13 protein-coding genes are annotated in these 13,847 nt (G+C 47.3%); 8 read left to right on the forward strand and 5 right to left on the reverse strand.

What is annotated here, in order from left to right:
• Nucleotides 1–212 precede the first annotated feature (212 nt).
• From JOJ89_RS20655 to JOJ89_RS20665, 3 genes are all read right to left on the reverse strand, one after another.
• The gene (locus JOJ89_RS20655; protein WP_481825263.1) at nt 213–821 is read right to left on the reverse strand and encodes a DNA-3-methyladenine glycosylase; all 609 of its coding nucleotides are present in this window, start codon (nt 819–821) and stop codon (nt 213–215) included.
• Between the two features lie 74 nt (nt 822–895).
• The gene (locus tag JOJ89_RS20660; protein WP_203289238.1) at nt 896–1,282 is read right to left on the reverse strand and encodes a DUF1761 domain-containing protein; all 387 of its coding nucleotides are present in this window, start codon (nt 1,280–1,282) and stop codon (nt 896–898) included.
• A gap of 18 nt (nt 1,283–1,300) precedes the next feature.
• Complete coding sequence (locus tag JOJ89_RS20665) at nt 1,301–2,239, reverse strand: AraC family transcriptional regulator (RefSeq protein WP_203289239.1); 939 nt, start codon at nt 2,237–2,239, stop codon at nt 1,301–1,303.
• Between the two features lie 141 nt (nt 2,240–2,380).
• On the opposite strand from JOJ89_RS20665, the gene JOJ89_RS20670 reads away from it, so the two are divergent.
• Together JOJ89_RS20670 and pepT are read left to right on the forward strand one after the other, a co-directional pair.
• Nucleotides 2,381–3,325: a Gfo/Idh/MocA family protein gene (locus JOJ89_RS20670; RefSeq protein WP_203289240.1), complete on the forward strand. Its 945-nt coding sequence runs from the start codon at nt 2,381–2,383 to the stop codon at nt 3,323–3,325.
• Nucleotides 3,326–3,330: 5 nt separating this feature from the next.
• Entirely contained in the window at nt 3,331–4,560 is a 1,230-nt protein-coding gene (pepT, locus tag JOJ89_RS20675) for a peptidase T (RefSeq protein ID WP_203289241.1), read from the forward strand.
• Nucleotides 4,561–4,601: 41 nt separating this feature from the next.
• Here pepT and JOJ89_RS20680 read toward each other — a convergent pair whose 3' ends face one another.
• Nucleotides 4,602–5,543 (reverse strand): peptidoglycan-binding domain-containing protein, encoded by a 942-nt coding sequence (locus JOJ89_RS20680; RefSeq protein ID WP_203289242.1) that lies wholly within the window; start codon nt 5,541–5,543, stop codon nt 4,602–4,604.
• 285 nt (nt 5,544–5,828) lie between these two features.
• Here JOJ89_RS20680 and JOJ89_RS20685 point away from each other — a divergent pair, with 285 nt between their 5' ends.
• From JOJ89_RS20685 to JOJ89_RS20700, 4 genes are read left to right on the forward strand one after another with little or no spacing between them, the layout of a single operon-like run.
• Nucleotides 5,829–6,941 carry an ABC transporter ATP-binding protein gene (locus JOJ89_RS20685; protein ID WP_203289243.1) on the forward strand — a complete coding sequence of 371 codons (1,113 nt, stop codon included), beginning with the start codon at nt 5,829–5,831 and terminating at the stop codon, nt 6,939–6,941.
• The gene (locus JOJ89_RS20690) at nt 6,931–7,734 is read left to right on the forward strand and encodes an ABC transporter permease (RefSeq protein WP_029283071.1); all 804 of its coding nucleotides are present in this window, start codon (nt 6,931–6,933) and stop codon (nt 7,732–7,734) included. The genes JOJ89_RS20685 and JOJ89_RS20690 overlap by 11 nt, the downstream gene beginning before the upstream one ends.
• A gap of 1 nt (nt 7,735) precedes the next feature.
• Nucleotides 7,736–8,539 carry an ABC transporter permease gene (locus JOJ89_RS20695; RefSeq protein ID WP_029283069.1) on the forward strand — a complete coding sequence of 268 codons (804 nt, stop codon included), beginning with the start codon at nt 7,736–7,738 and terminating at the stop codon, nt 8,537–8,539.
• Nucleotides 8,536–9,609, forward strand: a complete 1,074-nt coding sequence (locus JOJ89_RS20700) for an ABC transporter substrate-binding protein (RefSeq protein ID WP_203289244.1) — start codon at nt 8,536–8,538, stop codon at nt 9,607–9,609. The genes JOJ89_RS20695 and JOJ89_RS20700 overlap by 4 nt, the downstream gene beginning before the upstream one ends.
• Nucleotides 9,610–10,051: 442 nt before the next feature.
• Here the strand turns inward: JOJ89_RS20700 and htpG are convergent, their stop codons facing one another.
• Nucleotides 10,052–11,932, reverse strand: a complete 1,881-nt coding sequence (gene htpG / locus JOJ89_RS20705) for a molecular chaperone HtpG (protein WP_203289245.1) — start codon at nt 11,930–11,932, stop codon at nt 10,052–10,054.
• Nucleotides 11,933–12,117: 185 nt separating this feature from the next.
• On the opposite strand from htpG, the gene JOJ89_RS20710 reads away from it, so the two are divergent.
• Together JOJ89_RS20710 and JOJ89_RS20715 are read left to right on the forward strand one after the other, a co-directional pair.
• Nucleotides 12,118–12,546, forward strand: a complete 429-nt coding sequence (locus JOJ89_RS20710; protein ID WP_081414217.1) for a MarR family winged helix-turn-helix transcriptional regulator — start codon at nt 12,118–12,120, stop codon at nt 12,544–12,546.
• Nucleotides 12,547–12,557: 11 nt separating this feature from the next.
• Nucleotides 12,558–13,754, forward strand: a complete 1,197-nt coding sequence (locus JOJ89_RS20715; protein WP_203289246.1) for an MFS transporter — start codon at nt 12,558–12,560, stop codon at nt 13,752–13,754.
• Nucleotides 13,755–13,847 lie beyond the last annotated feature (93 nt).

The raw sequence follows: 13,847 nt of genomic DNA on the forward strand, positions 1-13,847 counted from the left end.
TTTTGGATAAAGTAGTCCGGTTTCCGCTCTACACGTTCCTTCCCGCTCCAGGAACTTGCTTTCCGCGGGGAGCCCCGGGAGCCTCCTCGCTGCGCTTGCGGGGTCTCCCGTGCCCTCTACATCCCGCAGGAGTCAAGTTCCTTCCGCTGCAATCCACTGGATTGATAGCTATAAATAGCCTCCATTAAAAAAAGCCCCCATAAAAGGGACTCTCAGCTCTGATTATTCTTTTTCGTCCCCGATACATAAGGGTTTTCGCTCACCCAAAATCTCCATGGATACTCCACTGCCTCTCCGCTGTTGTCAATGCCGATGCGGGGCCCCGCTGAAATTCCGTGCGGTCTTATGCCTTCTGCAATATATAATGGGCTGTCCCACAGCGGGTGGCCGTAATCCGCCATTGTGATGCCCAGTGCTTTCGTCAGTTTGCCGGGGCCGTTTGTCATGTCTCTGTCTCTTTTGGCTCCAGGGCGTCTTTTTTTCATCAGATCTTCTCCGGTGACCGGCTCTAATGCCCGGATCAGCACGGCTTCAGGAGCATCCTTATCCCCGCTCACCACGTTCACGAGGCAATGGGTATGCATAACGTAGGTGTAGGCGTATCCCGCATGTCCAAACATGACTTCCGTTCTGGCCGTGCGGCGGTTATTGAAACTGTGGGCTGCCTGATCGCCGGGGCCGATATAGGCTTCCGTTTCAACGATCATGCCGGAAGCTGTTCCTTCAGGAGTTTCTTTCACAAGCAACTGGCCTAAGAGCTCTTGTGCAAGCTCAAGGGTCGGCTTTTCAAAAAAGGAAGGGTGCACAGGCCGGATTGTCATAAGCTCCATCTCCATTCGAGTTCATACCGTTATGATAACAGAAGCAAAAAAAAGAAGGCAATCCGCCTCCTTCGTCAGCTCCATAACCCGTGCAGCACACCAAGAAGCGAACACGCAATCACGTGGTCAAGCACGGCAATGACGTATGATTTCCAATTCATCAGTCCAAAAAGGGTATTTTTCAAATAGGCAAGCGCAAGCACTGCCCCGACTATTAATCCGGTTAATAGACCCGGGCCCGCCCCGTATGCACCGGTTAATTGAATGAGTGTAAATATCAGAAAAGAAGTCAGCAGTGCGATGACGGCAGAGCCTGTATATTTGACAGAATCTTTCAATCCACCCGGGTGCATGCCCGTCCAGGTTTTTCCGAATAAAAGCGGTGAATAATAGAATGCGCCAAATGCCATATAAAGCAGACCACCTGCCAGTACAGCAATGATATTAAATTCCTCAAACATTCTTTTCAGTCCTTTCTTTTAATAAGGTTCGATTTCAAGCGCAATAGCCTTGATTTGGCATTTAAGCTCAAGTGATCCCGGTATGGAAGTGATCTGCGCAATCTCCACGGGATTTCCCAGGTGGCGGTAACCGCTTTTGGGAAGCCAGTAGCTGTAGAGCTCTGAATAGCATTCGATCAGCTGCTTTCTCATGCTGTAGTCGAGAGGTTTTTCGAATTCATATACAGCGTACTTCCCGCCGTCGAAAACAGATATTTCCAACCCTCCAATTGCATGATCTCCTTCAATTGAAATGCAGCAGTCATAGCGGCATTTTTCGGGTGGAGTCAAATAAGGATTGTTCCGCGGAACCCCAATCAGCATCGTGGATTCATTCATCATCTCCCTCGCCTCACAGTAGCGGTATAGATGCTCCCACGTCTGGCTGATTTCTGCTGAGTATTCTCCAAGCCGGTGTTCTAAGATGACGTCTCGCTTCGGCAGAACCATAACCTTTACTTTATTGAGGTCGATCCATTGAAACCCAGTATACCCGGGGTCCGGGGAATTTTCTTTCCTTTTACTGCTATCTTGTTTAGATTTCTTGCTATTTACATATATTCTCGGGAATTTCTCTAAGTATCCGCCTTCCCGCCAAGCTTTTGGACTGTGCTGAAAGGCATCATGAAACGTATATGTAAAGTAAGATAGGGATGAAAACCCGCAGTCCATTGCAATGTCTGTTACTGGTTTTTCAGGCTCATAAATCAATGAATGCGCTGCCTTTTCAAGCCTCAGCCTCTTCACATAATCAGCGGGTGTCTCTCCAGTAAATTCCGAAAAAAGACGATGAAAATGATATGGTGAATAGGTAGATACCTTTGCAAGATGGGTAAGCGTCAATTTTTTGTGCAGCTGTTCTTCTATATAATCCTGGACTCTTGTAAGATGAGCCCGCTGTACTTGATCAATCGTCATTTTTTCCTGCTCCGATCTGCATATTATACGGCTTTATTAGAATACCAGATGAACCAAATCCAAGCCATTCTCTCTTATACTAGGAAAAAGTCTGAATTCTGATTATAATTAATTATCAGTAATCAGCAAAGGGGACAGGATATGATACAGGCAGCCATTATTGGCTTAGGAGCCATCGGACAACGCGTATTGAACAGCTTTATAAACCATCCGGAAATCAGGATTTCAGCAATTTGCGACCGGAATCCTGACGTTACACGTGAAACATTAGAAAAAACAGGAGATATTCTGTCATTTACTGACCATGTTCATCTTTTGAAGGAAGCAGATGTCGACCTGGTGTACATAGCCGTTCCGCCGAAATACCATCACCGGATTGCAGCAGATGTGATGCTTGCGGGAAAACATGTACTCTGTGAAAAGCCGCTGGCAAACTCGCTTGAGGAAGCGGAACGTCTGGCAGCACTGGCTGATGAAAAAGGCATTGTTCACGCCATGAATTTCCCTCTTATATACAGTGCCGGCAGCAGCACCTTCGCATCTCTAATAAAAGAAGGCTACATCGGAAAGCTCAGACGACTTGAGCTGAAGATGCATTTCCCTGCATGGCCGCGTCCGTGGCAGCAAAATGAATGGGTTGCTGGCAAAGAGCAGGGAGGGTTTGTGCTTGAAGTCGGGGTTCATTACATCCATCAAATTCAAAGGATCTTCGGACCTGTTACTGTTTTGGACAAGTCCGTTCAATACCCCGAAGATCCGAACTCATGCGAAATCGGCATCATTGCCAGGCTAAAGCTTGAAGACGGTACACCCGTTGTTATAGACGGACTGAGCGGGATTGCCGGAGACGAAGAAATCCGCTTTACTGCCTACGGGACAGAGGGAACACTATCCCTGCTCAACTGGGCTGATCTCGAAGGCGGAAAGCTTGGGGAAAAAGTGCTGCCGATTGAAGCAGACGAGAGTCTGACCGGCTCACTTGTTTTGGAGCTCACAAAAGCGCTCAAAGGAGAAAAAGCAAATCTTGCAGACTTTCACGAAGGGCTTCATGCTCAAATGGTTTTGGAACAATTAAGAGGAGAGTGATAACTATGAAACAAGAAATAATTGAACGTTTTACTTCCTATGTAAAGATCGACACTCAATCAAATGACAGCAATGAATCCTGCCCGTCAACGGAAGGACAGCTTACACTCGGGAAAAAACTTGTGGAAGAACTGAAGGCAATCGGACTCGAAGATGCCGCTATGGACGAGTTCGGTTATGTGATGGCGACACTTCCGGCCAATACAGACAAGGATGTTCCGACAATCGGATTCCTGGCGCACACAGATACAGCTACTGATTTTACAGGGAAAAATGTGAACCCTCAGATTCACGAAAACTATGAGGGAGGGGACATTGCGTTAAACGGTGACGTTACCCTCTCTCCAAAGGATTTCCCGAATCTTGAAAACTATAAGGGCCACACTCTGATTACGACGGACGGCACGACTCTTCTCGGGGCAGATAACAAAGCAGGCATCGCCGAGATCATGACAGCTATGGATTATTTGGTGAAAAACCCGGATATCAAGCACGGCCGCATCAGAGTTGCCTTTACACCTGATGAAGAAATTGGCCGCGGCCCCCACAAGTTCGACGTTGCAGCTTTTGATGCCAAGTACGCTTATACAGTGGACGGCGGTCCTCTTGGAGAGCTTCAGTATGAAAGCTTCAGTGCAGCCGGTGCATCCATCACCATTAAAGGAACGAACATTCACCCTGGAACGGCCAAAGGAAAAATGGTCAACTCCATCAAAATCGGCATGGAGCTGCAAAACATGCTGCCAGCCGCGGAAGCGCCTGAGCTTACTGAGGGATACGAGGGGTTCTTCCACCTTCTATCCTTCAGCGGAGATGTGGAGCAGACAAAACTGAGCTATATTATCCGGGACTTTGACAAAGAGGCCTTTCTGCAGAAAAAACAAACGATGGCAGACGCCGTTGCCAAACTGAAAGAAAAATACGGAAGCGACCGCGTCCTGCTCGATATGAACGATCAGTATTACAACATGAGAGAAAAGGTAGAGCCGGTTAAACACATTGTTGACATTGCGTACCAAGCTATGGAAAACCTGGACATCCGGCCTGTTGTTGAACCGATACGCGGCGGCACGGACGGTTCCCAGCTTTCCTACATGGGACTTCCCACACCGAATATCTTTACCGGCGGAGAAAACTTCCACGGGAAGTTCGAGTTTATTTCTGTTGAAAACATGCTGAAGTCGGTTAACGTGATTGTGGAGATTGCAAGGCTGTTTGAAGAACAGGCAGAATAATAACAAAACGCTTTGGAGCATGCTCCAAAGCGTTCTTCTTTTTAATTCTTGCCGTTTTCTTTTCCTTCACTTTCTTTTTCTCCGGCCTTTTCAGGTGCTTTTTCTCCTGCAGGCTCTTTCTCATTGCCTTCTTTTTCAGCCGGCTGTTTTTCTTCCTGTTCCTGGCCATCTTCCTCAGTGCCTTTTTCTTCTTCTAGCTCACCTTGTTCCGTTCCGTCTTCTTTTTCCTCTTCTTCCTCGCCAGCCTCACCTTGTTCTTCACCCTGGCCTTCTTCTTCTCCGGCTTCTTCACCTGTTCCGCCGCCCTGGCCTTCGCCTTCTCCGGCTCCTTCACCTGTTCCGCCGCCCTGGCCTTCGCCTTCTCCGGCTCCTTCACCTGTTCCGCCGCCCTGGCCTTCGCCTTCTCCGGCTCCTTCACCTGTTCCGCCGCCTTGACCTTCACCTTCTCCGGCTCCTTCACCTGCTCCGCCGCCCTGGCCTCCGCCTTCTCCGGCTCCTTCACCTGCTCCTGCTCCGCCGCCCTGGCCTCCGCCATTGCCGCCTCCTTCACCTGCTCCTGCTCCGCCGCCCTGGCCTCCGCCATTGCCGCCTCCTTCACCTGCTCCTGCTCCACCGCCTTGGCCTCCGCCATTGCCGGCACCTTTACCTGCTCCTGCTCCTGCTCCGCCGCCAGAAAGGTTTTTCACTTTTGCGTACGCATAAAGAAGAGACTGGAATGTTCTGTCATCTACAGCTCCGGTTACCGGCAGACCGTATCTCTTTTGAAAATACTTTACTCCCTGAACGGTCACGCTGTCATATTTACCGGTGATTTTTCCGGAATAGCTTCCTACTGACTTAAGCATCCCCTGAATGACAGATACATCAGATCCGCTTGCTCCTTTACCGACTGCAGAGCCGGAAAGAGGCATGCCGACTAATAGGATAAGAGCTAGTACAATACTGCTGACTGCTTTTTTAACTGCTGATTTTTTTGTGAACATAAAACACCTTCCATTTCTGATTTTTTAACAATCCTTACTATCCCCAAAAGCGGGCGGATTGTGCACTGAATTTGAAATTATTTCATGGAAGAAGCTTGACTTATTTTCTTGCGGTCACCTCAAAATGAGTTCATAATGTCATATGTGGCTTAAAATTCCCAATTTGGGTATACCTGTGTCCTTTCATGTATAATTATTCACGTATATACCCGCTGTAAATGAACGTTTTTTCGTATTTTATATAGATGACTACTTGCTCTGCGCGTGAGCAGACGAAGAGGGAGAATGATCATGACAAACACCATTATTCAGTTTAAGCAGGTCACGAAGCAATACGATCATGACACTGCTGTTCTTAACAATGTCAGCTTCGAGATTGAGCGCGGAAAGTTTTACACCCTGCTCGGTCCATCGGGCTGCGGGAAGACGACAATCCTGAGGCTTATCGCCGGATTCACTGAAGCGTCTAAAGGCGAAATCCTTTTTAACGGCAAAAAAATCAATGATGTGCCTGCCAATAAACGTCAGGTGAATACCGTTTTTCAGGATTATGCCCTTTTTCCGCACTTGAATGTTTTTGAAAATGTGGCATTTGGCCTTCGCATTAAAAAAATGAACAGCGCCGACATCAAGTCGAAAGTGAAGGAAGCGTTAAGCTTCGTTAACCTTGACGGCTATGAAAACCGTGAGATTAGGGAGATGTCAGGCGGACAGCGCCAGCGTGTTGCAATCGCGCGCGCAATCGTCAACGAGCCCCAAGTCATTCTTCTGGATGAACCGCTTTCTGCCCTTGATTTGAAGCTGCGTACGGAAATGCAGTATGAGCTCCGCGAGCTTCAGCAGCGCCTTGGCATCACTTTTATCTTTGTCACGCATGACCAGGAAGAAGCACTTGCCATGTCCGATGAAATCTTCGTTTTGGATAAAGGGAAGATTCAGCAGAGCGGTACGCCTACAGACATTTATGATGAGCCGATTAACCGGTTCGTAGCCGATTTCATCGGAGAGTCCAATATAGTCAGCGGCACGATGGTAGAAGATTACCTTGTGGAATTTACGGGCAAACAATTTGAGTGTGTCGATCAGGGTCTGAATCCGAACGAACCGATCGAAATTGTCATCCGTCCCGAGGATCTTGAAATCACGTCGAAAGAGCGGGGCAAGCTGCAGGTGCGCGTAGATTCCCAGCTCTTCCGCGGGGTTCACTATGAGATAAGCAGCTACGACGGGGACGGGAACGAGTGGCTCGTTCACTCGACGAAAAAAGCGGTTGTCGGGGATGAGATCGGTCTTTATTTTGATCCCGAAGCCATTCATGTCATGAGATTTAATGAAACAGAAGAAGAATTCGATAAGCGGCTTGAGGCTTATGAAGACGGAGAAGAGCATGGAAAATAAGCTGACCCGCAATTTGTACATGGTTCCTTATGCACTATGGATCGCGCTTTTTGTTATCGCACCGATTGTTCTTGTTCTTTACTATTCGTTTATCGATATTGAAGGCAACTTATCGCTTGCCAATTACCAGAATTTCTTTACACCTGTGTATTTGAAAATGACGCTCAGCTCCTTCTGGTATGCGTTTTTAATAACGGCTCTATCACTGCTTATTTCGTATCCGACGGCTTATTTGCTTACCTATACGAAGCATAAGCATTTATGGCTGCTGCTGATCATTGTTCCTTCATGGATCAACCTTCTTTTGAAGGCCTATGCGTTTCTTGGGATATTCGGAACGTACGGTGTGGCCAACAGCTTCCTTGATGCGGTCGGAATCGGCTCTCAGCAGCTGCTGTTTACAGATTTCAGCTTTATCTTTGTTTCTGTTTATATTTTCATCCCGTTTATGATTCTGCCGATTTTCAACTCTCTGAATGAGCTGAACCCGACTTTGCTCGATGCAGCGAGAGACCTTGGTGCATCAAGCTGGACTGCTTTCCGGAGAGTCATTTTTCCGCTTACGATTGACGGCGTGAAGGCAGGCTGCCAGCTTGTGTTCATCCCGGCCCTGTCCCTGTTCATGCTGACGAGGCTGATTGCCGGAAACCGGGTCATTACGCTTGGAACGGCGATTGAGCAGCATTTCCTTGTTACGCAGGACTGGGGAATGGGTTCGACCATTGCGGTTTTCCTGATTATCTTTATGTTCCTGATTATTTTCCTTACTGGAAACAGAAAGCGGGGTATGTAAGTTGGATAAAAAAATATCCCCTTTGTCACGTATCTTTTTAGTGCTGATTTTCATGATTTTGTACACGCCGATCTTCTTCCTTGTGTTTTACTCGTTCAATAGCGGCGGCACGATGTACAATTTTGAAAGCTTCACGCTTGACTGGTATAAAGAGCTTTTCTCCGATACAAGGCTGCTGATCATTGTGCTGAACACGCTTGTCATCGCGCTGTTGTCCGCTTTGATTTCAACGATTATCGGGGTCATGGGTGCTCTTGCAATCCACTCGTTTAAAAGCAGGCAGACCAAAAATACGCTGCTTTCACTCAATAACGTCCTGATTGTAAGCCCTGACGTAATCATCGGTGCATCATTCCTGATCTTGTTCACGATGGCGGGAATCAAGCTCGGCTTTTACTCTGTTCTTCTTTCACACATCGCCTTCAGCGTACCGATTGTGGTCCTGATGGTGCTGCCGAAGCTGATGGAGATGAGCCCGACACTGCTTGATGCAGCACGCGACCTTGGTGCAAGCAGATGGAATGTGATGACAAAGGTTGTCCTTCCGTTCATCACACCCGGTATTTTCGCGGGGTTCTTCATGGCCCTGACGTTTTCACTTGATGACTTTGCGGTAACCTTTTTCGTGACGGGGAACGGATTTACGACGCTTTCCGTTGAAATTTACTCCCTTGCACGGCGCGGCATCGCCCTGAACATCAATGCGCTGTCCACCCTGCTGTTCCTGTTCACCGTTCTGCTTGTTATCGTCTACTACTTCATCACCCAGCGGAACAGACAAAACGGATGGGGGGTTAAAAAATGAAGAAGCTGGTTCGCGTCTTTATAGCGATTGCGCTCGTTTCCGGCATTCTTTTATATGCCATCTCTGAGCTGAATTCCTCTCAGGGATATTCAAGCGGCAACACCCTGACCATTTTCAACTGGGGGGACTACATCAATTCGGATTTAGTTGACCGCTTTGAAAAGGAAACCGGCATCAAGGTCATTTATGAAACATTTGATTCCAACGAAGCCATGATGACGAAAATTGAACAGGGCGGGACAACGTATGACATTGCCGTTCCGTCTGAATATATGATTGATAAAATGCGGCAGGAAGATTTGCTGATCCCGCTTGATCACTCAAAGCTTCCGAACTTGAAAAATATTGACCAGCGTTTTATGGATCTGCCGTTTGACCCTGAAAACAAGTACTCCATTCCTTATTTCTGGGGAACAGTCGGCATCGTCTACAACCCGTCCATGATTGGCGGGAAGAAAATTGAGAGCTGGAATGATCTTTGGGATCCCGGGCTCAAAAACCAGATCCTCCTGATTGACGGTGCGCGTGAAGTCATGGGGATGGGGCTCAACAGCCTTGGCTATTCCCTGAATGATACAAACCCGGAGCACCTCGAGGAAGCTAAACGGAAGCTTGATACCCTTACTCCGAATGTTAAAGCGGTTGTCGGGGATGAAAGCCGGATGCTGCTTGAAAACCAGGAGGCTGCAATCGGTCTTGTGTGGTCAGGTGTTGCATCTGAAATCATGTATGAAAACGAAGACCTGGAGTACGTTGTACCTGAAGAAGGATCAAATCTCTGGTTCGACAACATGGTCATCCCGAAAACAGCAAAGAACGTGGAAGCGGCTCATCAATTCATCAACTTCATGCTTGATGCCGAAGTGGCTGCAGAAAACACAGAGTACGTAAGCTACTCCACTCCAAACAAAGAGGCACTGAAATACATGCCCGAGGACATGGTCAGCGATGAGCGCTTCTATCCTCCGCCTGAACTGACGGAGAAACTTGAAGTATACGAAAACCTCGGGAAAAAGAATCTCGCTTATTACAATGAGCTGTTTTTGAAATTTAAGATGCATCCGAAGTAAAGGTTGTTTGGGAGAGGCGCCATTCTGGAGAATGGCGTTTTTCTTGTGGATTTGGTTGATGAATAGCTCTTTTTCTAGCAAGGTCTTGGGCATTTGTCAGTTGAATTGCGGTGCTGGACTGCGTACGGCAGCTAAATCATGGACCTTCGCGAATCCGCAAAATCGGAGGCGAGTGCGTTACTACCGACAATCCGGACAACACAACCAACTTCGCTCAATTTACAACCAACAATTCATGCGTAACAACCAACTTTCCTCGTTTTACTACCAACCCAGCTTTTCACAACCCAAATACCTCTTTTTCTAGCAAGATCTTGACCATTTGTCAGTTGATTTGCGGCCCTGAGCTGCGAAAGTCAGCTAAATCATTACCTGCGCAAATCCTCCACACCTAAAATAAAAAACCGGCAGGAACCACTTGGTCCCTGCCGGCTTGCTATATTCACACCATGATCTTGCATATATCGTTTGTAAACTCTACCGGATCTTCGATTGTCAGTCCTTCGATGAGGAGGGCCTGGTTGAAGAGGAGGTTTGTGTACAGGGCCAATTTTTCTTTGTCGTTTGCGTGCGCATCTTTCAGCGAGGCAAAGACGTCGTGGCTGCTGTTGATTTCAAGGATTTTTTCGGCCTTGATGTTCTGGCTGTTCGGCATGGCTTTCAGGATTTTTTCCATTTCGGTTGTGACTTCGCCTTCTGTCGCGATGCAGACAGGGTGGCTTTTCAGACGCTTTGAGATGCGGACGTCTTTTACTTTGCCGCCGAGGATGGTTTTCATCTCTTCAAACAGCTCTTTGCTGTCCTGTTCGTCTGTCTCTGTGCTCTTGTCGCTGTCATCTGATTCTATGCCGAGGTCTCCGCTTGAGATCGACTTGAATTCTTTTTCTTTATAGGACATGAGCATGCGGATCGCGAATTCATCGACTTCGTCAGTGAAATAGAGGATATCATAGCCTTTATCTGCCACAACTTCCGTTTGCGGAAGCTTTTCTAGACGCTCGTGGCTTTCGCCTGCAGCGTAGTAAATGTACGGCTGGCCTTCTGGCATCGCAGCTGCGTACTCATCAAGTGTGATCAGCTTTTTCTCTTTTGATGAGTAGAACATGAGAAGATTTTGAAGGTCTTCTTTGTTCGCTCCGAAATCACTGTACACACCGTACTTCAGCTGTCTGCCGAAAGAGTTGTAGAACGTTTCATATTTTTCGCGCTCATCTTTCAGCAGGGTTTGAAGCTGGCTCTTAATCTTGTTTTTAATGTTTTTCGCAATGAGCTTCAGCTGGCGGTCCTGCTGCAGGATCTCGCGTGAAATGTTCAGTGACAGGTCCTCTGAATCAACCATTCCTTTGACAAAAGAGAAATAGTCAGGAAGCAGATCCGAGCATTTTTCCATAATCAGCACCCCGTTGGAGTAAAGCTCAAGCCCCTTTTCAAACTCTTTGGAGTAGTAGTCATACGGAATCTGCTCCGGAATGTAGAGAATGGCATTGTAGCGCACAGCACCGTCGACGCTGATGTGGATATGCTTAAGCGGCTTATCAAAGCCGTAATGCTTTTCGTGATAGAAATTCTCGTAATCTTCATCCGTGAGCTCGTTTTTATTTTTTCTCCAGATCGGTACCATGCTGTTGATCGTCTGCTCTTCGACCGTCTCTTCAAACTCATCTTCGCTGCCGTCTTTTTTCTTGCTGACCGTTGAATCCATCTTAATCGGGTAGCGGATAAAGTCCGAGTACTTTTTAATGATGGCCTTCAAGCGGTACTCTTCCAAAAATTCATCATATGAATCCTCTTCTGTGTTCTGCTTGATGCTGAGGATAATTTCCGTGCCTACTTCCTCTTTTTCGCACGGCTCGATTGTATAGCCGTCTGCACCGTCAGAATGCCATCTGTATGCTTCGCTTGCGCCGATTGTCTTCGTTGTAACCGTAATCGCATCCGCAACCATAAATGCTGAATAGAATCCTACCCCGAACTGGCCGATGATGTCATGCCCGTCCTTCAGCTCATTTTCGCTTTTGAATGCAAGAGAACCGCTCTGTGCGATGGTTCCGAGATTGTTTTCAAGCTCCTCTTTCGTCATTCCGATTCCTGTATCGGCAATCGTGAGGGTGCGCTTTTCCTTGTCTGCCCTCACTTTTATGTAATAGCTGCTCTGATCAAATGACAGGCTGTCATCTGTTAATGCCTTGTAGTAGATTTTATCGATCGCATCACTTGCGTTTGAGATCAGCTCGCGCAAAAAGATTTCTTTCTGGGAGTAGATCGAGTTGATCATCATGTCTAATAATCTCTTAGATTCTGCTTTAAACTGCATTTTTGCCATATTAAAAATCTCCTTTCAGCTTTTTTAGCACTCATCACCTTAGAGTGCTAACCCACTAAATAAGTAACATATATTCCCGTTTCATGTCAACAATCAAACCGAGCAATCCGGTTTACACGGCTGATTTTCTCTGCTATATTAGTTACTTAGGATAACTGTTATCTAAGGTAACTATTTTAAGCGGGGTGTTTTCCATAAAAACGTATCAGAAATTTTTTCAGCAGCTTCTGCTTTTATACAGACCGTTTGAAAACAGGCTGAACCTGGAGCTTGCGAAGCATGATTTATACAGGGCGCAGTGGTCTGTTCTTCATTATTTGTCCAATTACGGGACGGCAACGCTTGTCGAGCTTGCCGGCTATCAGGGCGTTGAAAAGCCGACCGTGACAAGGACCATCAGCAAGCTTGAAGAGCTGAATTATGTTGAACAGGTTGCCGGAAAAGATAAACGCGAGAAGCGGATGCAGCTGACTGAAGAAGGGAAAAAGCTGTACGCGAAGGTGCGGATCACAATTGATGAATATGAGCTGGACATTCTAAAAGGCATTTCAGAAGAAGAACAGCTTGCATGCATCCGGGTGATGGAAGACATCCGGAAAAATATTAGAGAGTAAGGTGAAGTCATTTGAATAAAGACAAACTGTGGACGAAGGACTTTATCGTTGTTTCGTCCATTAACTTTTTCTTAACCCTGATTTTTTACTTATTAATGGTCACCATCGCGGTGTTTGCGGTGGATGAATACCATGCTTCAACAAGTGAAGCCGGTCTTGTGACTGGTATTTTCATCATCGGAGCTCTGATCGGCCGGCTGTTCATCGGCAGACTGATCGCAAGCTTCAGCCGGAGAAAAATACTTTATACCGGGCTGATTCTCTTTACGATCACCACTTCTTTTTACTTTTTTGAGCTTGGACTGGGCTTTCTATTAGCTAACCGTCTTCTGCACGGGATTACCCTGGGCATGGCAAGTACAGCGACGGGAACGATTGTGGCACAGATTATCCCTGCCTCTAGAAAAGGGGAAGGAATCGGGTATTACAGCATGAGTGCGACGCTTGCTACAGCAATCGGGCCGTTTATCGGGCTTTACTTGAGCCAGCACGCGAGCTTTCAGACAATCTTCACATTTTGTGTTGCGCTTGGCGTTCTCAGCCTGCTGATTGCCTTCTCCTTAACGATTCCGCCACTTGCCGGTCAGCCCAAGCATGCGGCCGTCAAAGGGTTTAGCCTCTCAAGCTTTGTTGAGCCCCGGGCATTGCCGATTGCGGTCATAACCCTTGCCGTGGCGTTCTGCTATTCGAGCGTTCTGTCCTTTATCAACTTCTATGCGATGGACATTGACCTTGTCAGCACAGCGAGCTTCTTTTTCATCGTCTATGCCGCAGCTGTCCTTGTGTCGCGTCCGTTCACCGGAAGGCTGCTCGATCAAAAAGGAGCCAATTATGTCATGTATCCGGCGTTTTTGCTGTTTGCTGCCGGGCTTTTCCTATTAAGCACGGCGAGCACGAGCACGGTGTTTCTCCTCTCCGGCGTTTTAATCGGACTCGGATTCGGAAATATGCAGTCTGCCACGCAGGCGATTGCAGTTAAACTGACGCCACCGCACCGGATGGGGCTTGCCACGTCCACATTCTTCATCTTTTTAGATGCAGGACTCGGATTTGGGCCTTACCTTCTCGGGTTCGTCATTCCGGTAACAGGCTACAGTACGCTTTACGTGATCCTCGGATTTGCCGTCATTCTCAGCATTGGGCTTTACTACATGCTGCACGGAAAAAAAGAGCACGCGTCACCTGCTGAGGTTCAGGCATCTCTTTAACGGGCACCCTTTACGGGGTGTCTTTTTTTTGCATGATGGAAAATGTCCAAAATTTGCTATAAACTTGAAGTATCTGAAATCTATCCTGAGTGG

Origin of the sequence: Metabacillus sp. cB07, from assembly GCF_016839225.1 — a bacterium.
Lineage (GTDB): Bacteria > Bacillota > Bacilli > Bacillales > Bacillaceae > Bacillus_P > Bacillus_P indicus.